Here is a 22,038-nt window from a genome sequence, read left to right on the forward strand (position 1 = left end):
CAAGTAAAATGCACAATGTGATGAATATCACGATAACGATATACATAGAAATTTTATTTGATAGTTTTCGGTCTAGTTTTGTTTTTTTTATGTCGGATAATTTGGTCATTTTTTCATCCTTTCCACTATTTTTTGGTCAACCATTGTTCAAAAGGTGGATTTTTATACGCCTCAATAGCTATCGTATTCACTAATTCTTCAAAAGTGAGACCGTAGGCTTTGGCAGACATAGGTAAATCGCTCAGTTCGGTCATTCCGGGTAAAGTGTTCACCTCAAGGAAGTAGAAAGTTCCATTACTTACAATTCCATCAACTCGTGCGAAGTGTTTACAGCCGAGTTTTTTGTATATGCTCAGAGCGATATCTTCAACCTTTTTTGTCATTTCCTCTCCGATTTGGGCTGGAATTATAAATTCCGTCATTCCATCTGTGTATTTGGCTTCATAATCGTAGAAAAGCTTTTTTGGACGAAGTTCTAGAATGGGCAGAACCGTGGGTTTCCCTTCGATATCGATTATCGATACAGTTATTTCCGTACCATTTATGTATTCTTGAACAATCATCTCACCATAATTATTGAATTCCAAAGTTAAAGCTTCTACGAGCTCTTTTTCCGAAAAGCAGATATGTGTTCCTATACTTGAACCTTCTTTTCTTGGTTTTATTACACAAGGCACCCCTACTATTTCTTTCACCCTTTGAATACCATTTTGAATGAACTCATTTTTTGGCAATAGGATAAATCTTGGGACGGAAGCGATATCCTGGACATAGAGATTGCAGATGTATTTGTCAAATGCGATAACACTTGTCTCCATACCCGAACCTGTGTAAGGTACCCCGATTGAATCGAGAATTGCTTGCAAGTGCCCATCCTCTCCGAAAGTGCCATGCAATATATTGAAAATGACATCGTACTTTCTAAGTTGATTTAAGTTATCCATAAAAGATAAAGTAAAGTCTATTTCATCTACTGTGTATCCAAAGTTTTTGAGTGCTTGAGCTATTCTTTTTCCACTTCTTATTGAGATTTCCCTCTCTCTTGATATTCCACCAAGCAGAACAGCTATTTTCAATTCTCATCAACCTCCAGATATCTTAGAATATCTAGGCATCGTTGAGGATTATTGCCAACTATGTACTTCTAATTACCAGTTCTGGTTTCAATATGTATTTTTTCGGCTTTTCTTTGAGTTTTCCGGAAATTCGTTTTACCAACGTTTCTGCTGCCAGTCGCCCCATTTCCGCAATAGGTTGTCTCACAGTTGTAATTTCCAGAATTTGGGCAATTGGGAGGTCATCGAAACCACATACTCGGACATCCTCGCCAACTTTCAGCCCCATAGTCCTTGCAACTTCTATTATTGGAACTGCCAAGTAATCGGTTGTTGTGAATATAGCACAGCGTTTAAACCTGTAGAATATGCGTCGTGCGACTTCAAACGTGCTTTCCCAGTCCAGGGGAACGTAGTAAACTTTATCGATGCTTCTACCTTTTTTTTCGAGCGATTCTTGAAATCCTTCGAGACGTTCATCAAACACAGTGCTTTCAAGTTCGTGGGTCTTTCTATGCGTTACTACAAATATATCCATATCAAAATCTGCAAAGTAGTCTCCAGCAATAACTCCTCCATAGTAATTGTCAACCATTATTGAATCATAATCGTCTGAGTCTTGTTCAATACATACAACAGGGGTTTGTGGTTTTATGATATTACTTAACACTTTGTCGACATTTACGGCATCGACTATAAGCCCATCTGTGGAAAGAAGTATGTCGGAAGACCTCTTTAACGCCTCGTACTTCTTCTCGTTGTAAAGAGGATACAACAGTGAAGAATAACCGTATTTGAATAGAACTTCATCAATGGCTGACATCAATATTTGGTAGAAGTCGCCCTTCATCTCAGGGGTTATAACGGTTATTAGCTGACTTGAACCAGTTGATAATCTTCTTGCATGTGGGTTTGGAAAATACCCAAGGACTTTTATTGCTTCCAGTACCCTTTGCCTTGTGTGTTGATCAACATGAGGGCTGTTGTTAAGAACTCTAGAGACAGTACCAACCCCAACTTTTGCATACTCTGCAACATCTTTTATGGTTACTCTTTGGAAACTTCTCTTTGTCTTAGCCATTCTAATATCCCTCTCCTCGCGATATCAAATGCAAGAAGCGTGCTTCTCTTTCTTATCATTTCCCTGTTTCCCCTCAAATGGTGTGTGATAGTGCGGGTAAATGAATCGGATGAAAAGGCAAAGCAAACAGTTCCAACGGGCTTTGTTTCGGTCCCACCGCTCGGACCGGCTATTCCGGAAACGGCAATGGAGAAATCGCTGTTAAGAAGGATTCTGACATTCTCTGCCATTGATTTTACGCATTCCTCACTTACAGCTCCATATGTGTTTATTATAGATTCCGGAACCTTTAATACGGAGGTCTTAACTTCATTTGAATAAGCTATAACAGAACCTTTGTAAACTTTTGAAACCCCGGGGATATCGACGAATTTCGAAGAAATCATGCCACCAGTGCAAGACTCGGCGAATGAGATAGTCAGGCTATTCTCGCTCAAAAGTTTGTAAACTACGTCTTCAATACTATCGTCATCGGTTGCATATACATGTTCGCCCAAGGCATTTAAAAGTTCAGAAGCAACCTTGTCTATCTCTTCTTTCAATTCTGTACTTCCGGTTAGTCTAACCTCGACACCTCTTTCATACGATGCCATCGTAGCAACCGTAATATTTGGGTTTGAATAGATGATGTCTTTATATTCGTTCATTAACACAGCTTCAGGAATTCCTAACGTCTTTATTCTTCTTGTATAAAGTGCATCATCAGTTTTTATCGTTTGAGTAATGCTCTCAAAAATAGGTATCATTTCAGCGGGTGGACCTGGTAAAATGATTACGATTTTTCCGTTTAATTGTAACATTTGACCAGGTGCTGTTCCAACAGGGTTATCCAACACACTTGCACCTTCAATAACCATTGCTTGTTTTTTCACACTTTCAGGAGCTTTGCCGTAATATTTCAAAGCCCTTTCTACTAATTCTTGCGCAATTTTTTCATCTATAACAAGTTTGCATCCAAGAGCCTGAGCCATCGCTTCTCTTGTTAAATCGTCTTCAGTAGGTCCTAGTCCACCAGTGGTTATAATCAAGTCTGCCTCGAGTAGACCTGCTTTGAATCTTTCAACGAGTATATCAAGTTTGTCAGGTAGAGTTTCTATGCGGACGACATAATATCCCAAAACTTTTAGTTTTTCACTTAGGTACTTCGAATTCGTATCTATAATAAGTCCCTCAACAAGTTCGTTACCTATTGAGAATATTATCGCGTTTCTCAAATACATCCCCCGCTTCAATTGGTGAGTAATTTAAAAAGAAACAAAAAGAGCCATTAAGAATTATACCATAAAAAAAGAAAAGCTACACCTTGGGTGTAGCTTTTTGACTCATTAAATTATCTGGCATATCTGGCGTGCCCGGCGGGACTTGAACCCACAACCTCCAGATCCGCAGTCTGACGCTCTATCCAGTTGAGCTACGGGCACGTCTTTTCTCTAACCATTCAAAAATGGGTGATGAGACATTTGAAACTCATCACCCAAACTTTCTTTGTGGCGGAGAGAGAGGGATTCGAACCCTCGGTGGAGAAACCTCCACACTTGCTTAGCAGGCAAGCGCCTTCGACCACTCGGCCATCTCTCCGCATAATCATAACTAATTAGTAGTATCTTTGCGTTAAGATTGTACCACATACTATAAAAATTTCAAGGGGTAAAGTGTCAAAGAAGAAGTTGTGGTATAATTAAAACAATGGCTGATATTACTTAAATAAATGCAGGAGGGGAAAAACTATGGAGTTTCGAAAATACACTGTTTTGCCAGAACTTTCTTATTTTTCTTTCACTAAGTTATTTGCTCTTTTAATTTTGTCGCTCTTTATCTATGTTTACGCATATACAAATTCGTTTGCCGATTGGTATGGTTTATCTTACATTAAACCTTCCTTAGTAGCACAAAAGTTTGTAGATAATTCTGCTCATGAATTGACACCTTTTGACAACTTAGTTGTCTATTATTCATTCGAATCAAATGCAAATCCCAGGGACCCATTGATAATTTCTAGTGGGTTCACTCTGAAGAGTACAGTTTTTAACCATTTACCGATATCTCCAATAAGGTACAGTGTTGTTGGAGCAAGTTATGATGTTTCTGCAAAGCTGATAGAAACGTTAATCGGTAACATGAAAAAAGGTATCATTTTAGGTTTTTCAGGAAAGTTAGGTATAAATTATGAAACGGTAAGTCTGCTCGTAGGAAGCTCCCGAAATTTTGATGATTTTACAACGAGTGATTTAAAACACTACAATACTGCATCAATTATAAACCTAATTGGCTCAGCGGAACTTTTCGTTCAATTACCAATGGATTTTAAACACTTTCCGGATTTGTTAGTGTATGTTGGATACAACATAGGTGCAAGCCTTTTTGGACCATTTACAGCGAACTTCGAATATATCGAAGGAGAATATGAAAGGGCATTTAGTAACATCTCTTTCGGATTGGCTGTACGTTACAAGTTCTAGCTTCTTACTTATTGGTCGGACAATGGTCAAGGGTGAGTGTAAATGCGCTTGCTTACATTGGAGTTTAAAAGAGTTATCTCACGTCCTATTACATACATAGTTCTATTAGGCTTACCGATAATTTTTATCTTACTCGGTACTGCATTTTTTAATTCATTTGGTACAGATAGTTTGAAAATAGGGGTTTATAGCGAAGACAAGTCACCACTTTCTAAATTCACCGTGGGAGTTGTTATGTCTTTGTTCCATGGAGGGACAATTCAATACGTCGGTCCAGATTATATTGAAAAACTTAAGAACGGGGAACTTAATGCAGTCGTTATAATCCCTAGTGATTTCACTACATCCTTGTTTTCGGCAAGGCAGACGGAAATTAGGTATGTCCCAAGTCCTGTTGATACGCAACTTTCAGCAGCAGCTTATCTTGTTTTTAAAAAGCTTTTTGAAGATTTAAGTGGCGGACCATTTTTCAATCCCAAAGTGCTCCAACAGATGTACACTTCATCGAGTGTGCCTGCTCCAAAACTTGTCACGGACAAAGAAGTGAGTTTTAGTCAAGTATTCGCACCAAGTTTGATTCTTTTGATAACCATGTTTGCTGGAATGTTGATAGGTGCAGCAAGTGTGGCTAGTGACAAAGAACGTGGTCTATTTTTGTATTATTCTATTGGAAAAATAAAGCCTTACCATTATTACCTTGCTAAGTTCACGACTACTTTTCTTATATCTTTCGTTGCGGGTTTGGTTTCCTACTTTGTCTTTCTGATAAATGGTTTTTCCATAAGCGTTATAGTTATCTTAACTGTCATTTTATCAAATGCCCTGTTTCATACTGCTTTAGGAATAACGATATCGTCATTTTCTCAAAACACTATGTCATCAAATCTTATTGCCGCAATTTTGGGAGTTTTGTTGCTTTTCTCGAGCGGTTCGTTAATGCCTGTATCATCTTTACCAGAGTTAGGAAAGAAGATTTTGAATTTTGTCCCAATATATAAATCAGTCTACTTACTTCGCATGGCACAGCTTTTTTCAATAAAGGACGATTTCAAAGTTTTGATTACTAAAAATCTTTTTCTTTCGATCATAGGCGCCTCTATTTTTGGCGCATTATCAATTGTGTGCATTAAAAAAGAGTTTTCACCAAAAAAGAGTTAACAATTTGAGAAAAGATAAAAATACTAAGCATAAAAGAATGAAAAGACGGAGGGATAACCTTGGGAGAGATGGTAAAACTGATTTTTGTGCTATTGTTGGTAGTTTTAGTTGTTATCATTTCAGTAAATTCTAAGAGGCAAATTCCGTGGGATTGGCAGATTTCTCAGCACGTTAGTGAAAGTTCCGATACTTTAGCTCCAACCATTGCACAAAGCGTGCAATCCGAAAGTTCAGAAAAAGTTTCACAATCTCCAACAGCCTCAGAAACTTACACTCAATCCACAAGTTCTCAATTTAGCCTGCAAGACGCAGCTGGACAGACCGGATACACTGGCGACACAGAAAACTCAACGACCGCTGCCGAGACTTACGAGGTAAATAATACAACGGGCACACTGTTGATACCACTTGTGACTACCGCAACGGAAACTACCAACATGACGGCTTTGGACATATATAATGAATTGAAAGAAGTTGAACAGGCTGCTAGGAAATATATAAGTGGAGGTTTTAAGATATCAACTCTCAATTCGCAGTCGATTTATTCCAAGGGTTACATGAGTGATTATTTGGCAAATAGATACGAAGTTGGTTACAAGCTTTACGGAGAGGGGTACACCATATTCATTAAAACAAAGTATGAAATTCCCGTTAATGTTTTGGAAGAACTTGCGGGGAAACCTAATATTCGGTTGGATGGGCAAAGTGTGGTGTATGAGTTTTGGATAAGGGCGTACAGATAATGATAGATGATAATTCATGGTAAAAGTGGGAGTCAGGACACATTCCTATGGGATAGTGTTAACTTGTAGTGATGAAAGAGTGTAAGTGTGAAAGAATGAGATTGATATTACCGTTGTGCGTTTTCCAAAGATTCTTCACTACACAAAAGCCTTAGATTTACCACAAGAAGTGCATTTGGGATAAGGGAAAGAGAAGTTTTTGTGTTTGTGAGAATGGGAAAGTTTGAAGGAATGATGGCAGAGTTTGCAAAGGAATTGTTGGTTACCGTATTTGTCATGACCGTTTTTGTATAAGCTGGTGGAACCGCATTTTGGACAAGAGAGCGTTGAGTTGTTCATATCGGGATACCTCCTTTGTCAAGAGATGGTTGGGGGGTGTCCCCTCTTTAAAGGATAATGCGGTTTTTGGAAAGTTTCAATACTTTTAGTTAACATTATCTCCTATGGAAAGGGGGAAGCAAAATGAAAAGCAAAGTAATTTTTGCAACTGTTTTAGTTGTATTGGTTGCGGCAATAGGTTATTCCCAGCTTATTATTTCCCATGAATCAGGATTTTACGAGAGCCCATTCCAAGTGGAAATCAAATCAACGGTCGGTGGGCGTATCTACTATACCATGGATGGTACAGACCCAGCCGTTGGTAATCAAGGGACTATTGAGTATGAAAGAGCGATACCTATAGTTGAACGATATGATAACACGCTCATTTATATTCCAACGTCTCCCTTATATTGGAAAACACCTGAAGGAGAATTCAAAAAAGCAACCGTTCTAAAGATTGTCGAGGTTGTGAATGGAAAAGTTACCGATAGTGCCGTCAGAACATACTTTGTAGGAATACACCACGACTTACCAGTTGTTTCTATAATCACAGACCCGTCAAACCTTTTTGATGAAGAAAAGGGTATTTACGTTCCTGGTAAACTCTTTGATCCCACGAACCCTGAGTGGAGCGGTAACTACCACCAAAGGGGAAGCGATTGGGAAAGAAAGGCTATTATGGAATATTTTGAAAATGGAAAACTTGTTTACCGAACAGAGGTAGGCTTAAGGATCCATGGCGAATACACTCGGAATTTCCCGATAAAATCTCTCAGACTATATGCGAGAAACAAAGAAGGAGAGTTCACCTATCCGTTCTTTGGAAGGAAAGGTTACAAAAAGCTTATTTTGAGAAACTCTGGCAACGATTGGGAAGCAACGTATATTCGAGATTCAGCAGTCCAAGAAATCTTCAAGGGATTAAATTTTGATACACAGGATAATTATCCAGTTGTTCATTACATCAATGGAGAATACTGGGGTATAAGCTATTTAATGGAGTATTATGATCAAAGATACCTGCAAGTAAAACACGGGGTCAATGAGAAAAACACGGTGATTATAAATGGTGATTTGAGTATACAAGATGGAAAAGAAGGTGACCAAGAAAGTTTTGTCAGACTCGCCAAGTTTGTTAGGGACAACGACTTATCAAAACTTGAAAATTATTCGTATGTTGCGAATATGATAGATATTGACAGCTATATAGACTACAAAATTGCTGAAATCATAGCGGCAAACATGGACTGGCCAGGTAATAACGAGCGGATGTGGCGAGTTTTGAAACCTGAAGACAAGCCGTTTGGGGATGGTAAATGGAGATGGATGATGTACGACATGGACCTTTCCTTCTGGGAGCCAACGCATAACACATTAAAAGTTGCAATGTATGGTGACCCAAATGTTTGGGATACTGTAACAATGGGCGAAACGTCTACACTTCTTTTCAGAAAGCTATTAGAAAATGAAGAGTTTAGGAAGAGATTTTTGGAAAGGTTCGAATATATACTCAACGTCGTATTTGATGAGAATAGGGTTGTAAAAATCATAGACGAACATGCAGATCGAATAAAGGCAGAGATAGCCTTGCATTCCAGACGTTGGGGAAAGCCGGAAATAGATAATTGGGAAAGTGAAATAGAGTGGATGAAAGAGTTTGCAAGAGAACGGAAGAACTATATAAGAGAATACTTAAACGAGATTTTTAGAATTGGAAAGTGATTTAATTAACAAACAAATACGCAATTACTCTGTTTTACCGTTTAGTTGCTTGTTTTACAGTGATTTTTCGTATAACATTACCCAGGAAAATTATAAAATGGTTATTGAAAAGTCGTTTGCAAGAACTAATACCACTATTCCTTGCACAAGATGGAAAATTGCAGCAAACAGATTCATTTCCCTCAACTTGGTAAGTTCACCATTTTTCATCTTAATACCCCTTTTCGTATGTTATATCTCCGGAGGAGTGACCTGCACAACCCAATCCCCCGGATATTTGGTTTTGATTTCACTAATTAAATTAACAACTTTAGATACATTTGTGGTTTTAACAAAGAACTGATAACGATATTTGTTCGCAACTTTAAATACGGGGTGCTCAGAAGGGCCAAGTATTTCTATATACAGCTCTTCTGCGTTGAGAATTTCGTTGTAAACGGCGTCGATGGTTTCTCTGGCTATTTCTTCTGATTGGTTTGAATACATAACATGCACAATATCTGCGAATGGAGGATAATTCAATTCTCTTCTTAACGACAATTCACGCTCGTAATAACCTATAACATCCTGTGCACTTGCGTAAACAATTACGGGATTGTTCGGGTCGTAGGTTTGTATGATAGCTTTGCCTTTTTCTTTTCTCCCAGCTCTACCAATGACTTGGACAAGGAGTTGAAAAGTTCTTAATGGAGCGTTTATATCAGGATAAGATATCAACGCATCGACGTCAACGATTCCAACGAGACCTATTCGATAGATATCCAGTCCTTTTGTTATCATCTTCGTCCCTGTAACGATTTCCAATTTTCCTTCTCTTAAAGCTTCGAGGACTTTTTTCAGTTTTTCAGGAGTGTCAATAATTTCTGCATCTATTCGTCCAATATTTTTACCAGGGAAGAGTTCCCTGAGTTCTCTTTCTATCTTTTCAGTCCCTGTGCCTTTGTCTGTGAATAGTTGAGAGCCACAAACTGGGCACATATTCGGAACACCTTTTTCCAAACCGCACAGATGACATTTCAGCTTTTCGGAATCGGAGTGGTAAGTCATGGAGACATCGCAGTTGTCACATTTCACGGTGTGACCACATACGGCACATTGGACCCTTGAAAATCCTTTTCGACGGGTGAATATCAAAGCTGACATGCCCTTGTTTAGAACGTTTGTAATTTCTTCGTGAAGTGTCTTAGATATCGAAGGAGTCACTTTCTTTTCTTTCCTCATGTCGATGATTTCAACTTCTGGTAATTCTACGTTGAATCTCTTTGTGAGAACGTGGAATTTGTAGAGCCCATCCTTTGCAAGTTTGTAGGTTTCAAGATGTGGAGTTGCAGAGCCAAATATAACGGTTACTGGAAAGTGATGTAGTATCTTTCTCACATCGTAATATGGCTCACTGTTGTTGTAGTATCCTTCGTCTTGTTCTTCATCAACAACGACAAGTTTTAAATTCTTCAAGGGAACGAAGAGGGCACTGCGCGGACCAACGAGGATGTTTATTTCCCCTTTTACTGCTTTTGACCATATTTCTACCCTTTTTGCGTCTGTCTGATAGCTGTGATACACCGCGATGGGGATATCTGGAAAGTGTTTTCGCAGTCTTGCAATGGTTTGTTCTGTTAATGATATCTCTGGCACAAGGTAAATCACATTACCAAAGTTCAGTGCGTGTTTAATAACATCTAAATAAACCTCTGTTTTTCCGCTTCCTGTAGGACCAAAAAGTAGGTGTTTTAAATGCGTTTTTCGGTCGTTTAATTCTTCTAAGATATTTTCTACGGCTTTGTGCTGTTCGTCCGTTAGCTTTCTTTTGCTGCTAAGTTGTTCAGTTGTTTCGTTTGGAATTGGTTGTTCTGTTATTTCAACAACACCTTTATTTTTTAGTTGCACTAAAACACTTTTATCTATACCTTCGCCTTCCAAGTCGCTCAGTATTTCATCGACGGTTGATACTCCTTTTAAAAGCAAATAGTTTACAACTACCGATTGTTTTGAAGTCAATCGTAACTTTGCCAATTCTTCTGGGGAAGCTAAAAGCTTTACAAATTCTTCTTTGCCCCTTGGTCTTGGCTTTTTAGTTTCGAAATCGCGGAAAATTCTAACCAGCCCATTTTCGATGTACTCTTTTGCCTTGCTCATTTTCCTAAATTCTTCGTATTTCATCTTTGGAAGGTTAAACAACGGGTTAGCACTTTCAACAAATAGCGTGAAGTATTTGTCAAAACTGGGAGGGAATGATAAGTCGAACAACCGACCTATTGGATAACCCAGAGAAAGTGCACAGTCGATAAATGCATTTAGTCGGACACTATCTATGAATGAAATATAGTCACAACGTTCAATGATTTTCGGTACCTTAGATGAATTCAATCCTATTTTCTCATAGTCAATAAGTTCTTTTATGTTACTCTCCCATATTTTTTCAATACTCTCAAACTTTTGAACCACATACGCCAAAGTCTTTTTATTTCTAAAAGATACCACAACCCTTTCTCCAAGGGTTATGTTTTCAGCGGAAGAGTATACGAACATCTTGTTCTCCGAGTAATTCGATATTGCTACAACGTAATACATCGTTACCTGCTCCTTTTGTTTGACTCTCTTGTTTTTTTAATACTGCGAAACTACTGCATCCGAAATTGTCTTTATCGTTTCCATTTTCTTTGTTGTGGAAGTGAGGTAAAAGCCATGGACATATGGTGCAAGCTTTTCAATTATGGAGATGCATTGATGAATTGAGTATTGTTCTAAATGTGCATCATTTTTTTGACGGAAGTATTCTTTTGGAACGAAGACGCCTGGGACTTTTGAGTAATGTTCAAGTTGTTGAAAGGATTCAAAAACCATGAGAGCGATGTAGATTTTAGTTCTTCTGAAAAGTTCTTCAGCTTCAGATTTTTCAAATAATTTTAAAATAGTCTCGGAATTGAAGATAGGTTGCGAGACGAAAAATTGGCATCCATTCTGCATTTTGAGTTCCATTCTTTCCAATGTCTGATTCAAATCTTTCTCAAATGGGCTGAAGACACCTCCCGCATTGAACGAGAAAGAACCAAAGATTTTCAAACCTGCGAGGTCTTCACCCTTTTCGTTCAGTAGTTTTGTTAGTTTGAACACATCGTATATACTAAAATCTTCAATACTCGATGAAAACGGATAGGTTCCAACCCTTGGGTCATCTCCGGAGAGAATCAAGAGATTCTTAATACCAAGCATGTGTGCAGCGATTAAATCACCTTCTATTCGAATTGCATTTCTCGTAGTTCGTGAAAAATGCATCAGCACCTCTAATCCCATTTCTACCAGCATATGAGCAGGTGCTATGGGAGATACCCTTGCACTTCCCATAGGTAAATCTGTGACCGCAATTATTTGAGCTCCTTGTTCTACAGCTTCTTTGCAGAAAGCTAAGTATTTGTCTGGGTTCGTTCCCCTTGGAGGAAGTGTCTCTAGAATAAACCGATAAGCAAAAAATTCGGTTTTATTTGTTTCATCCATATGGTAACACCTCGAGTACTAAGAGTGGGGAAAAATCTAATTAGTTTTCACAAATAAGCTTTCTGGTTGTTTCTGATAAGTATGCTTTTACAATATTGTATTCCCTCTTTCTGAGTTTTTCTAAAAGATACTTTTTCAGAAGTCTTGGCTCCTTTGTTACCTCATACCCTTTCAAGAAATAGTTTTCATCTTTTTCAAGATAGTACATAATTTCATAGTATTCTGGCAGGCGGTTGCTTACATTTTCCATTTTTGCGCGTAAAAGATTTTCAAGGTCTTGTCTTACAACACCTTTCGGAATACCTGTTCTCAAATAGTTGTAAATAGTCAAGCAGGATTCTATGTCGTTAATATTCCTGGACTTTGCAATCTGTTCTTCAAAATAATTTTCTATGTCTTCGAATGCTTGGCCGGCGTAAAGGGCAATATCCATGTGGGGGTCCTTTTGCAACATCCGGAGGTATTTCATATTCTCCTCGACATCAATACCGTGTGTTACGTATGTGACAAGTTTCTGAGTAACGGCCTTCTTTTCAGTTGTGTCTCCAATAATAATAATTGTTTTCACCGGGAGAACTGATTTTACAGTTTCGTCGATATTTAGCCGGATCTCCGGTGGTAGTGGTATGTTGAAGAAGTCTTCAATTTCTTCATTTTTCAAAGGGATAAAGAATAGCCAGGATAGTGGATAAGCTAACACGAAAAGAACAACTTCCGGTAAATTTTTTCGCTCGATGTAAAAAAGAACTGCAGAAATGAGTATGACGATAAGGTTCTCTAAGCGGAATCCATAAAAAAGTATGGAGAAAAGGTTAATGAAAACTATAATTAGGTTGGTACCCGAAATTATTTTAGAGCTTAATTGTTGGTGTTTGTTAATAGAATTCTTTCTGATATTTCTCATCTCTCCGGACCCTTTGAAATCTGCATTTTTAACATACCTCGATTTCATATTTATTGATCAACCTCTCAAGTATTTTTGCCTTTCCTTGAGCGTCGCAGACAGCTAAGAGGGCTCTTAGGACAATTTTACCATTTGTAGGGTATGCTACTAGCACATCGGATTTTCTGAAAGTGTTTACTATGGAGTTGTGGTATTCGGATTTGTAGGTTATACATAATTCCTCATAAGGTATGCCAAATCTTTCTTTTCGTTTCTCGAAGACTTTCTTCTTTTTAATGTAGTAATTTTCGTCCCAAGTTCCGTCTGGTTTTTTGTAGACTTCTTCCAGAGCTCTCTCTTCTTGCAGTATTGTCCTGACGTTTGCATACAACCAACCTGCAACAGCACTTATGTATTTTACAAGAGTTTCTGAAAACTTTTCTGGCGAAACATCTTCAACGACGAAAACACCAAAGGCATTTGATTTTTCACCAATTACCACGGCAAACCAAGGTTCGAAGGAAGTTATATCTGCTTTCATTATAACTTTGGGAAGCGTTGAATATCCGTTTTGAAGAGCATCGTAAATGACACTGGATTTTGTTGCATCGAGCGAATTTGGTAGTCTTTTCTGACCTATGCCAGCTACATACCTCATGAAGTTCCCCTCGCAGCGGTAGAGATGAAGATTTTCGAGTTCGAAGAACTCAGCGATAATTTCGACAGCCCTCGTAAGCATTTCATCCACATCTAGTATTTCCAATTCTCTAAGCCTTTCAAGTAAAACTATCAATCCTTCACCTTCAAAGTAAATTCTCATTTGCAATTGAGAGATGACTACTCTCATATCGCCTATAGCAGAAAGTAGCTTCTGGTTTTCCAGCTCCAGTCTTTTCTTATCGTTTTGTAAATCTCTAATCTTTTTATTAAGCATCTCACCAACAACTCCAATTATGAGTCCAACAACAATGGTAAAAATTGAAACGGTATTTAAACTCAGTCCACCAATGTTTTGCACTTGTTTGAAAAGTGTTAGTAGCAGTAACTGGAATATCGAAATCGATACTAAGAAAGGCAGTAACCCATATCTTGCGGACCATATGAAGATGAAGGCAACAAGAAAAACAATTGTAACTGAAGAGCTTATAACAGAAGTGAGGTGCAAGGTAATCACTATAGCAAATGATATTATCAGTTCCAACAGTTGGAACAAAAAGCTTTTCAAGTTTGTAAAGTTGTTTTTTTGAATGAGTTTTTTCAATGCTTTGTTATTCCATAGTTTGGGAGTCTTATGTTTTCCTGTATCATTCAGTTTCTTCAAAATATTTGTTTTCGTGGATAATCACCTGCCTTAAAGGAAGAGATAGTCTGTTTCGTATGAACTCAAAGTGGAGCAAATCTTTGTATACGGCTCTGAATTTTGTCCAGCTGTAAATCACTGCTATGATGAATCCTATAGCAAATCCAATACCGGGGAAACGTATGATAGTTAACATCGAGAATACGAAGTTAACCGTGAATGCGATTATGGAAGCATACATAGGAATATCTGGCAAATCAAAGTAATGAGCAATCAGTGAAACGTAGAGAAAAATACCGTTCGCTGCAGCTCCCACAATACCAAATCTTAAGGCTTTAAGACCATAATCGTTTAACAACAAAGCTTTTGCAAAAGGACCCGAGAGTATTAAGCCAGAAAGCATAAAAGCGAATTGGACTGAAAGAATGAGTTTTGTGGTTGCGTATAAGTTATTATCGAGTGTTTCTTTGGCGAGCTTGATATATGTAAGTGTGCGATTTTCTTCTATCGATTGGTAGAAAGCCCTGTAATTAAAGTAGAAATCAGTTTCTAAGTTCAGCACAAAGAGTGTCAGCGTTGGGACAATAAAGAGATAAGAAATGAACATAGGGATATCATACTGAGGAGCAAAAATGAAACCTTTTGAAATTGAGTATTTGAAATAAGACCATGCGATGAAATCGTCTATCCAGGCTGCCATATAAGTTATGAAACCCGAAACGGCTTGTTTTTTGTATTTTTTTACGGCTTCCAGGAATAGAAGTTTGGTCTCTTTGGAAGGTTTCACAACAAACAAATAGCGCCTTATAAACAACTGGAGCATTGAAGCTATAAACATCAGTCCGAAGTTGTAACCCAAATAAGAAAAGTATTCGCCTCTAAATTTAAAAAGATAAACACTTCCAAACAGACTCAGCAGACTTCCGAATAAAAAACTGAGTACAACAGGAGTAAAAACCCTTATTGCCGTTATGAAAATGACTTGTACCCAAATGATTGTCAAACTTGTTAGAGAATATGAAAACAGAAATATTTTCCAAAGCTCTGTAATTTTATTTATTAGGAAGAAGACAGTTAGGAAAGTTGCGGAAGAAAAGACTGCATATCCAAGAGATGAAATGTAAAGCCCATATATTTTTTCGAATTCCTTTTTGTAGATTAAATCCGCTAGAAACCTCGTTACAGAAGTGGAAACACTGCCGAAGATTATCGTGGAAAAGATAAACGTGTATATGATTGCCGAAATAAAGAACGGTATCTCATTTTGCGGAATGAGTAATTGAATAACAACAAGAGTGACAGAAGACATTATCCAAGGTCCAGCACTAACATTTGCTGAATAAAAGAAACTGAATATATCAGAAAAAAAAGAGTTTTTACTTAACAATTTGTTGAGTTCAAAACCAATCCCCGCCATATTTACCCCTTTTTAGGAAATTATTGGTTACATAGAAATTATAACACAATGTGTGCATAAATAAAAAATACCCCCGGTCCATTATCCGGGGGGTCTTGAAAAAGTTTTTCAACTCTTCCAAGGGGGGATAGGGGGGTCGCTGCACATATATTATCAGATATGTAAGGTAAAGTTTCAAGTATCGCAGTGTTAATGGAATGATACGGTTAGTTCAAATTCATGTTTAGATAAACTAGGTTTGAAGGTTTCGCATGGGTTTTTAACCATTTTTGGGAACAACCTATGTGTTGTTAAGTATAAATGTAGGCACGCGCCATATAAGTTTGCATTGAAATTTGTTTTGGTGTATAATAATTAAAAAACACAGTAGGTTAAGCTTGCTTTTTTTCGAACATTTTCCATTATTATTTCATATATATTCGGAGGTGAACGGTGTGGTGGTCGTTTACTCGGCAGTCCTGCTTGGAGGACTAGGTTTTGCTTTTGGGTTGTTTCTTTCATATGTTTCTGAAAAGTTCAAAGTCGAAGAGGACCCAACGGTCAAGCTCATTTTAGAGGCTTTACCTGGAATAAATTGTGGTGCATGTGGTTATCCTGGATGCGAAGGTTACGCCAAAGCTATCGCCAAAGGAGATAAGCCTGATAAATGTTTGCCAGGTAAAAAGTCTGGAGTTGAAGAAAAAATCAGGCAGATACTTAGTCAGAAAAATAACTAACTGCTGATTTCTGGAACGTTTTGCTAAAAATTAGAACCTATATATCTTGGGGGATAGGGGATGGGGTTGGATACTTCGCTGAGTATTGTTGCACTTTCTAAGGTTTTTAAGAAGAATATTACGCAGATAGAGCAATATCTGCATTATGAGCCAACAATCTTTGAAGATTTTGAGAACTCCTCGCGGGAATTTTCAGAACTGATTACCAGATTGTCGATTTATTTGCGTGAAACAGGTACTAAGCTGATAACTTACTGGGATGAAGAGTATCCTCAATCGTTAAAGAACATACCGGACCCTCCGGTATGTTTATTTGTTAAAGGAAAATGGGAGTATTTGTCGTATAATCTTTTCGCAGTTGTTGGAACGCGTAAGATGACTAGCTACGGCAAACAGGTAACAGAAAGATTTGTTAGCGAAATTTCAAAACATTTTGTAATCGTGAGCGGTATGGCTTACGGAGTTGATACCATAGCACATTCGAGTGCTTTAAGGTTGAACAGACCTACCATTGCTGTGCTTGGATGTGGCGTGGATGTGGTGTATCCTAAATCAAATAAGATGCTTTACGAACAAATAATAGATAACGGGTGCGTAGTTAGCGAATATCTGCCTTGGGAATCGCCTAAGAAATTCACATTTGTAGAGAGAAATAGAATAATATCTGGTCTTTCGGTAGGTGTATTGGTCACCGAAGCTGGTGTTGAAAGTGGTGCGCTCATAACGGCAAAGTACGCTATTGAACAAGGAAGAGATGTTTTTGCAGTTCCAGGAGATATCTTTAGAACAACTTCTCAGGGGACAAATTACCTTATTAAAAGCGGAGCCTTTGTTGCAACCGAACCTTCTGATATACTTGAATACTACGGCTTTAAAGACCACAGAAAGATAGTTGAACTGACGGATGATGAAGCTCAAATCTTCGGTGCCATTGAAAGTGAGGTAACAATAGAAGAAATGTCAGAAAAACTAAATGTCCCAATCTCGCAAGTTATGCTCATTTTAACGACTTTGGAGCTCAAAGGTCTTGTTTACAGGACAGAACGCAATACGTATGCAAGGGCTAGGTAAACATTAAAAACGGTGTAATAAAACGCACGCCAATATGCGGCGGTAATATCGAATATCGATTGTTCGAGATGTTTTTGCGAACGTATGGAAGGAGGCGAAAATATGCGCCTTGTTCACACAATAGCGGAAATGAAGAAGATAGTGAACGATATCTTGAAAAGCGGCAAAAGTATAGGTTTTGTGCCTACAATGGGATATCTTCACAAAGGACATTTGAGTTTGGTGGAAGCCGCACGCAAGGAGAACGATGTTGTTGTTGTCAGTATATTTGTCAATCCGACACAGTTTGGACCAAATGAGGATTACAGCAGGTATCCGCGTGACCTCGAGAGAGATTTGAGATTGCTGGAGCCCATAGGTGTAGACTATGTTTTCAATCCATCCGTTGAGGAAATGTACCCAGCTATGTATTCAACATACGTCGAGGAAGTTGAACTTTCAAAGTATCTGTGCGGTGCAAGTAGGCCTGGGCATTTCAGAGGAGTTTGTACCGTTGTGACAAAGCTTTTTAACATAGTGAAACCAACGAAGGCTTATTTCGGTCAAAAGGATGCCCAGCAGTTCAGAGTTTTGAAAAGAATGGTAAGGGATTTGAATATGGATGTTGAGATGATAGAGATGCCCATCGTTCGGGAAGAAGATGGGCTGGCTATGTCTTCGAGGAACGTATATTTAAATCCAGAAGAAAGAAAAGAAGCAACGAGGTTGTATAAATCACTTTTGAAAGCTAAAGAGCTTATCGAATCTGGGGAACGTGATGTACAGAAAATAAAAAGCGAAATGTTAAAAATACTTGACCATCCACTTTTAAAGGTTGATTACGTAGAGGTAGTTGATGAAGAAACGTTGCGACCAGTTGAAAAAATAGAGAGGAAAGTCATTGTGGCTCTTGCAGTTTTTGTTGGTAAGGCAAGGTTGATAGACAACATGATTTTTGAAGGTTAATACAAATAAGCTTTAGCTAGGGAGGTTTTGAAGTTGATATATAAGATAGTCTACGGAAAAGCTGATGCAGAAAGTTTTGCAGTGTTAGGTAAGTACGCAAATAAGATTCCGACGGCGAAACCTGAGGAATTTGAATCACTTTTCAAAGATTTATATGCTCAACTTGAAGTACACGATGGTCAAGAGTTCTTCGTTTTGAAAAGACAATATCATTCTGATGGATACTTCTTTGGCTTTGGTGATAAAGTAGGTCCAATTGATAGAAATGGGCGAAGATACACATTCTGGAATACGGATAATTTCACACACCATCCAAGTGCAGATCCACTTTACAAATCGTTCCCGTTTTACATTTACGTCTCAAAGGATTTAAATACTAAATACGGTTGTTTCACGGACTATCCGGGGTATTTGGAAATAGACTTGAATTTGAATAACGATAATACCCTTACTTTTAAGTCGAAAGGTAAAGGATTTGCCCAGTATATAATCGTCGAGGATTCAATAAAACAGATTTTAAAGCAGTATCTAAAACTGACGGGTAGAAATATAGCGTTCCCTATTTGGGCTTTTGGATATCAACAATCGAGATGGAGTTATTTCAACGAGAATGAAGTTTTGGATATTGCTAAAAAGTTCAGAGAGAAAAAAATCCCTTGCGATGTGATTTATCTTGATATAGACTATATGGAAAAATACAAAGTATTTACTTGGAGCAGGGAGAACTTCCCAAACTACAAAAATATGCTAGAATCACTCCACAAAGATGGATTTAAAGTTGTGTCAATTCTTGACCCTGGTGTAAAGGTGGAAAAAGGATATTTCGCATTTGAAGAAGGGAAGAATAATTACTTTTTAAAAGACAATACTGGCAAAGATTTTGAAGGCGCTGTTTGGCCTGGAAGGGTTAGATTCCCTGATTTTTTGAACAAAAACGTTAGAAATTGGTGGGCTAAGAATGCGAAGAAGTATTTAAACGACGGTGTGGATGGTTTTTGGAACGATATGAACGAGATAGCAATATTCGCCGCGGAAAAAGATTTGGAAGAGGCAAGGGAAAAGTTAAGAGATGCAAAACTGGAAAATGGCATAGACCTTGCGAGTATGTTAGGTTCCATCGGCGAAATTGGACGCAGAGGACACGGGGAGGATATCCTACATCTTGATGGAACACCGCACTGGAAAGTGAAGAATGCATATGGATTGAACATGGTGCGTGCAACATCTGAGATGCTCCAGAAAGAGAATAAAAGGCTGTTTTTGATAACTCGCGCGGCGTATTCCGGCATCCAGAGATACGGTGGTGTGTGGACCGGTGATAACCACAGTTGGTGGGAGCATATTCTCCAAGAGATAATAAGGTTGAATTCACTTAGTCTTTCAGGCGTATTTTACAGCGGATGTGATGTCGGTGGGTTTGGCGGAGATGTGAATGCACAACTACTTATTAGATTCATGGAGTTTGGACTATTTACTCCAATGTTTAGGAATCATTCGGCAATCGGAACAAGAAGGCAAGAACCCTGGGCATTCGGACCAGAAGTAGAAGAGATAATAAGAGAAATAATAAAATGGAGATACAAACTCATCCCATACATTTACACACAATACATGTTTGGTGTTCTCAAAAACATACCCCTCATAAGACCTCTATTTTACGATTTTGAACAGCTTGAAGCTTTCAACATTGAGGATGAGTATTTATTTGGAACAGATATCTTGGTTGCTCCTGTATACCGACCAAACATCCAAAAACGTTTGGTTTGGTTGCCAAGAACAAGTATTGGAATTTTTGATGGGAAAGTTTACAAAAAAGGATGGAATATAGTAGATACGCCCATTCATTACATTCCGGCGTTCCAGATTAGCAACTCGGCAATACCGATGGTTGAACCTACGGATTACGTTGACTTATCAAAAGTTGATAAGGTCTATTGGAAAGTGTTTAAAACATCCCAGAAATCAAAAGTTGTTGGTTATTTCTACGAAGATGATGGCACATCACTTGACTACAAAAGAGGTGTTTACAACTTAAAACAAGTCATAATAAAGAACGGATATTTAGAAATCAAAACGCCGAACAACAAATTTCCAGTAAGAGAACGCGAATGGGAATTTGAGATTGTTGACCAGAAGGGTAATGCTAAGGAAGTTAGTGTAGTGGTGAGTAGTGATGGAGAATATAGGATTCCAATCGAGTGAACCTTTGAATTTTGAAACACTAAGAGATTTTGTGGAATACGTACATAGCAAGCTTAAGGAAACAAACATCTTGTCACAAAGATACAGGTTTGTTGCTGATGTTGTTAAGGTAAAACCATACAATGGGGCATTGTATATAACCGTTTCCCAAGAAGGAACGGATGGGAAAAAGTTTGAGCTTACAGTTATCGTATGGAAGCATCTTCTGAAAGGGATTATGAGCTACCTTTACTCTTTTGGAGTTAGAGATATTTACGATTTAGAGCACAAAAAATGGGAGTTTCAAGGAAGGCTTTCTTTTTATCCAGACAGATTCCAGTTCAGTTTTTGGGCCGATTCAATCGCACCACAAGGTGAATCCGATATATTGAAAAGGCGACAGAGAATAAGGGAAGAATTAAGAAGGCAAGGCTTGTTAATGGAAGTGACACATGAACTTTCAGAGTTGGAACCAATCAGACTGATAGCAGTGATTACATCAAAAACCGCACAAGGCTATTTTGATTTTCTTTCTAACCTCTTAGTTCCGGATGTCTATCGGCCTGTTATACATCTATATGAATCCTCAATGCAGGGTGTTTCTACAGCGCAAGAGGTTATCGCTGCCTTGAATAGAATCGAACTTTTCTGCAGAACAAACAACGTGAGATACGACGTAATAGCCATAATCAGAGGTGGCGGAGGACCAAGTGATTTGATGTTTTTTGACGATTTAGAACTCGCCGTTCGAATAGCTTACATGAATAAATATATCCCCGTTTTGACCGGAATTGGTCACGAGAAAGACGAGACCGTGGCAGATTACGTTGCTTGGAGACGCTTTCCCACTCCTACGGCGGTGGCAAAGGAAATCTCAAACCAGTTGAAAGGTTATATCGACGATATGGAGCAAAGCTACAGAGAACTAAGCCAAAAAGTAAGTGCTGTTGTTGGAGTAACTGAAGCCAAGATTCAGTCAGGAATTTTTAACGTATTGAGTGATGCATTTAAAAACAACGTATCAATATCTATTCGGGATATAAAAGAGTATGCCAGATATCTCATAAGTAAGGTAAGTTTATCTGAACTCGAGAGTAGAATCTCTTTTGATTTTGTAAACAACGTTTCGAGGAAATTGGATTCAAAGTTCTCCGAGTTAGAACAATTAATCGCTAATTCATTGCACGCAATGAGTAAGGACCTTTCGGTTAATATAGAGCGAAAGACAAGTGAATTGAAAAGTTTTGAAAACATATCTGCCGTTATGGATAAGAATTATTTGTCATTCTACAATAAAACAGAACAGATGAAAATGGAACTCGAAAGTATTGGGGAACCTTTGAAAGCGTTAGCCGTTGGTGGGGCACTAATTACGAAAAGCGGCGAGATAGTGAATAGTGTAAAACAAATAAGAAGTGAAGACGTTATTAAGATAAATTTCGTAGATGGTCAGGTCACTTCAAAGGTAATTTGAAATAGCTTGCAACTTCT

The 22,038-nt window shown here is 38.2% G+C and carries 18 protein-coding genes and 2 tRNA genes; 9 read left to right on the plus strand and 11 right to left on the minus strand.

The window, feature by feature from the left end:
• Window positions 1-125: 125 nt before the first annotated feature.
• The 5 genes from JM64_RS06280 to JM64_RS06300 form a co-directional block, all read right to left on the minus strand.
• Window positions 126-1,076: a D-alanine--D-alanine ligase gene (locus JM64_RS06280; RefSeq protein ID WP_064011926.1), complete on the minus strand. Its 951-nt coding sequence runs from the start codon at window positions 1,074-1,076 to the stop codon at window positions 126-128.
• Window positions 1,077-1,134: 58 nt separating this feature from the next.
• On the minus strand, window positions 1,135-2,136 hold the full coding sequence (locus tag JM64_RS06285; protein WP_064011927.1) for a LacI family DNA-binding transcriptional regulator: 1,002 nt from the start codon (window positions 2,134-2,136) through the stop codon (window positions 1,135-1,137).
• Window positions 2,103-3,350 carry a competence/damage-inducible protein A gene (locus tag JM64_RS06290; protein ID WP_064011928.1) on the minus strand — a complete coding sequence of 416 codons (1,248 nt, stop codon included), beginning with the start codon at window positions 3,348-3,350 and terminating at the stop codon, window positions 2,103-2,105. The genes JM64_RS06285 and JM64_RS06290 overlap by 34 nt, the downstream gene beginning before the upstream one ends.
• 130 nt (window positions 3,351-3,480) lie before the next feature.
• Window positions 3,481-3,557: transfer RNA gene (locus JM64_RS06295), tRNA-Arg, on the minus strand.
• A gap of 67 nt (window positions 3,558-3,624) precedes the next feature.
• Window positions 3,625-3,714, minus strand: a tRNA-Ser gene (locus tag JM64_RS06300).
• 149 nt (window positions 3,715-3,863) lie between these two features.
• On the opposite strand from JM64_RS06300, the gene JM64_RS06305 reads away from it, so the two are divergent.
• From JM64_RS06305 to JM64_RS06315, 3 genes are read left to right on the plus strand one after another with little or no spacing between them, the layout of a single operon-like run.
• On the plus strand, window positions 3,864-4,595 hold the full coding sequence (locus JM64_RS06305) for a hypothetical protein (RefSeq protein WP_064011929.1): 732 nt from the start codon (window positions 3,864-3,866) through the stop codon (window positions 4,593-4,595).
• A gap of 42 nt (window positions 4,596-4,637) precedes the next feature.
• Window positions 4,638-5,753, plus strand: a complete 1,116-nt coding sequence (locus tag JM64_RS06310; protein ID WP_064011930.1) for an ABC transporter permease — start codon at window positions 4,638-4,640, stop codon at window positions 5,751-5,753.
• Between the two features lie 59 nt (window positions 5,754-5,812).
• Complete coding sequence (locus JM64_RS06315; protein WP_064011931.1) at window positions 5,813-6,496, plus strand: hypothetical protein; 684 nt, start codon at window positions 5,813-5,815, stop codon at window positions 6,494-6,496.
• A 138-nt stretch (window positions 6,497-6,634) separates the two neighbouring features.
• Here the strand turns inward: JM64_RS06315 and JM64_RS10040 are convergent, their stop codons facing one another.
• Entirely contained in the window at window positions 6,635-6,835 is a 201-nt protein-coding gene (locus JM64_RS10040; protein ID WP_231882308.1) for an IS1/IS1595 family N-terminal zinc-binding domain-containing protein, read from the minus strand.
• Between the two features lie 123 nt (window positions 6,836-6,958).
• Here JM64_RS10040 and JM64_RS06320 point away from each other — a divergent pair, with 123 nt between their 5' ends.
• The gene (locus JM64_RS06320; RefSeq protein WP_064011932.1) at window positions 6,959-8,539 is read left to right on the plus strand and encodes a CotH kinase family protein; all 1,581 of its coding nucleotides are present in this window, start codon (window positions 6,959-6,961) and stop codon (window positions 8,537-8,539) included.
• A 231-nt stretch (window positions 8,540-8,770) separates the two neighbouring features.
• Here JM64_RS06320 and priA read toward each other — a convergent pair whose 3' ends face one another.
• Genes priA through pelG form a run of 5 tightly spaced genes read right to left on the minus strand, consistent with a single transcriptional unit; the run spans window position 8,771 to window position 15,634 of the window.
• The gene (gene priA, locus JM64_RS06325; RefSeq protein ID WP_082868334.1) at window positions 8,771-11,110 is read right to left on the minus strand and encodes a replication restart helicase PriA; all 2,340 of its coding nucleotides are present in this window, start codon (window positions 11,108-11,110) and stop codon (window positions 8,771-8,773) included.
• 36 nt (window positions 11,111-11,146) lie between these two features.
• On the minus strand, window positions 11,147-12,034 hold the full coding sequence (locus JM64_RS06330; RefSeq protein WP_014452303.1) for a methylenetetrahydrofolate reductase: 888 nt from the start codon (window positions 12,032-12,034) through the stop codon (window positions 11,147-11,149).
• Window positions 12,035-12,074: 40 nt separating this feature from the next.
• A complete protein-coding gene (locus JM64_RS06335; protein WP_064011933.1) occupies window positions 12,075-12,986 on the minus strand; it encodes a hypothetical protein in 912 nt (303 codons plus the stop codon).
• A complete protein-coding gene (locus JM64_RS06340; RefSeq protein ID WP_064012559.1) occupies window positions 12,967-14,178 on the minus strand; it encodes a GAF domain-containing protein in 1,212 nt (403 codons plus the stop codon). The genes JM64_RS06335 and JM64_RS06340 overlap by 20 nt, the downstream gene beginning before the upstream one ends.
• A 43-nt stretch (window positions 14,179-14,221) precedes the next feature.
• Window positions 14,222-15,634 (minus strand): exopolysaccharide Pel transporter PelG, encoded by a 1,413-nt coding sequence (gene pelG / locus JM64_RS06345; RefSeq protein ID WP_064011934.1) that lies wholly within the window; start codon window positions 15,632-15,634, stop codon window positions 14,222-14,224.
• A 434-nt stretch (window positions 15,635-16,068) separates the two neighbouring features.
• On the opposite strand from pelG, the gene JM64_RS06350 reads away from it, so the two are divergent.
• The 5 genes from JM64_RS06350 (at window position 16,069) to xseA (ending at window position 22,021) form a co-directional block, all read left to right on the plus strand.
• A complete protein-coding gene (locus JM64_RS06350; protein ID WP_014452307.1) occupies window positions 16,069-16,350 on the plus strand; it encodes an RnfABCDGE type electron transport complex subunit B in 282 nt (93 codons plus the stop codon).
• A 60-nt stretch (window positions 16,351-16,410) separates the two neighbouring features.
• Window positions 16,411-17,421 (plus strand): DNA-processing protein DprA, encoded by a 1,011-nt coding sequence (gene dprA / locus JM64_RS06355; protein WP_014452308.1) that lies wholly within the window; start codon window positions 16,411-16,413, stop codon window positions 17,419-17,421.
• A gap of 102 nt (window positions 17,422-17,523) precedes the next feature.
• Window positions 17,524-18,366, plus strand: a complete 843-nt coding sequence (gene panC / locus JM64_RS06360; RefSeq protein ID WP_064011935.1) for a pantoate--beta-alanine ligase — start codon at window positions 17,524-17,526, stop codon at window positions 18,364-18,366.
• 33 nt (window positions 18,367-18,399) lie between these two features.
• Window positions 18,400-20,568, plus strand: coding sequence for a TIM-barrel domain-containing protein (locus JM64_RS06365; protein ID WP_064011936.1), 2,169 nt, complete (start codon window positions 18,400-18,402; stop codon window positions 20,566-20,568).
• Window positions 20,540-22,021 (plus strand): exodeoxyribonuclease VII large subunit, encoded by a 1,482-nt coding sequence (gene xseA / locus JM64_RS06370; protein ID WP_064011937.1) that lies wholly within the window; start codon window positions 20,540-20,542, stop codon window positions 22,019-22,021. Before JM64_RS06365 ends, xseA begins: the two co-directional genes overlap by 29 nt.
• The last annotated feature ends 17 nt before the right edge of the window (window positions 22,022-22,038 follow it).

Source organism: Fervidobacterium pennivorans (assembly GCF_001644665.1).
Lineage (GTDB): Bacteria > Thermotogota > Thermotogae > Thermotogales > Fervidobacteriaceae > Fervidobacterium > Fervidobacterium ngatamarikiense.

Coding starts and splice junctions, on each gene's coding strand:
- JM64_RS06285 (WP_064011927.1), bottom strand. CDS start 2,136: ATGGCTAAGACAAAGAGAAGTTTCCAAAGAGTAACCATAAAAGATGTT.
- JM64_RS06305 (WP_064011929.1), top strand. CDS start 3,864: ATGGAGTTTCGAAAATACACTGTTTTGCCAGAACTTTCTTATTTTTCT.
- JM64_RS06310 (WP_064011930.1), top strand. CDS start 4,638: ATGCGCTTGCTTACATTGGAGTTTAAAAGAGTTATCTCACGTCCTATT.
- JM64_RS10040 (WP_231882308.1), bottom strand. CDS start 6,835: ATGAACAACTCAACGCTCTCTTGTCCAAAATGCGGTTCCACCAGCTTA.
- JM64_RS06320 (WP_064011932.1), top strand. CDS start 6,959: ATGAAAAGCAAAGTAATTTTTGCAACTGTTTTAGTTGTATTGGTTGCG.
- priA (WP_082868334.1), bottom strand. CDS start 11,110: ATGTATTACGTTGTAGCAATATCGAATTACTCGGAGAACAAGATGTTC.
- JM64_RS06330 (WP_014452303.1), bottom strand. CDS start 12,034: ATGGATGAAACAAATAAAACCGAATTTTTTGCTTATCGGTTTATTCTA.
- JM64_RS06335 (WP_064011933.1), bottom strand. CDS start 12,986: ATGAAATCGAGGTATGTTAAAAATGCAGATTTCAAAGGGTCCGGAGAG.
- pelG (WP_064011934.1), bottom strand. CDS start 15,634: ATGGCGGGGATTGGTTTTGAACTCAACAAATTGTTAAGTAAAAACTCT.
- dprA (WP_014452308.1), top strand. CDS start 16,411: ATGGGGTTGGATACTTCGCTGAGTATTGTTGCACTTTCTAAGGTTTTT.
- panC (WP_064011935.1), top strand. CDS start 17,524: ATGCGCCTTGTTCACACAATAGCGGAAATGAAGAAGATAGTGAACGAT.
- xseA (WP_064011937.1), top strand. CDS start 20,540: ATGGAGAATATAGGATTCCAATCGAGTGAACCTTTGAATTTTGAAACA.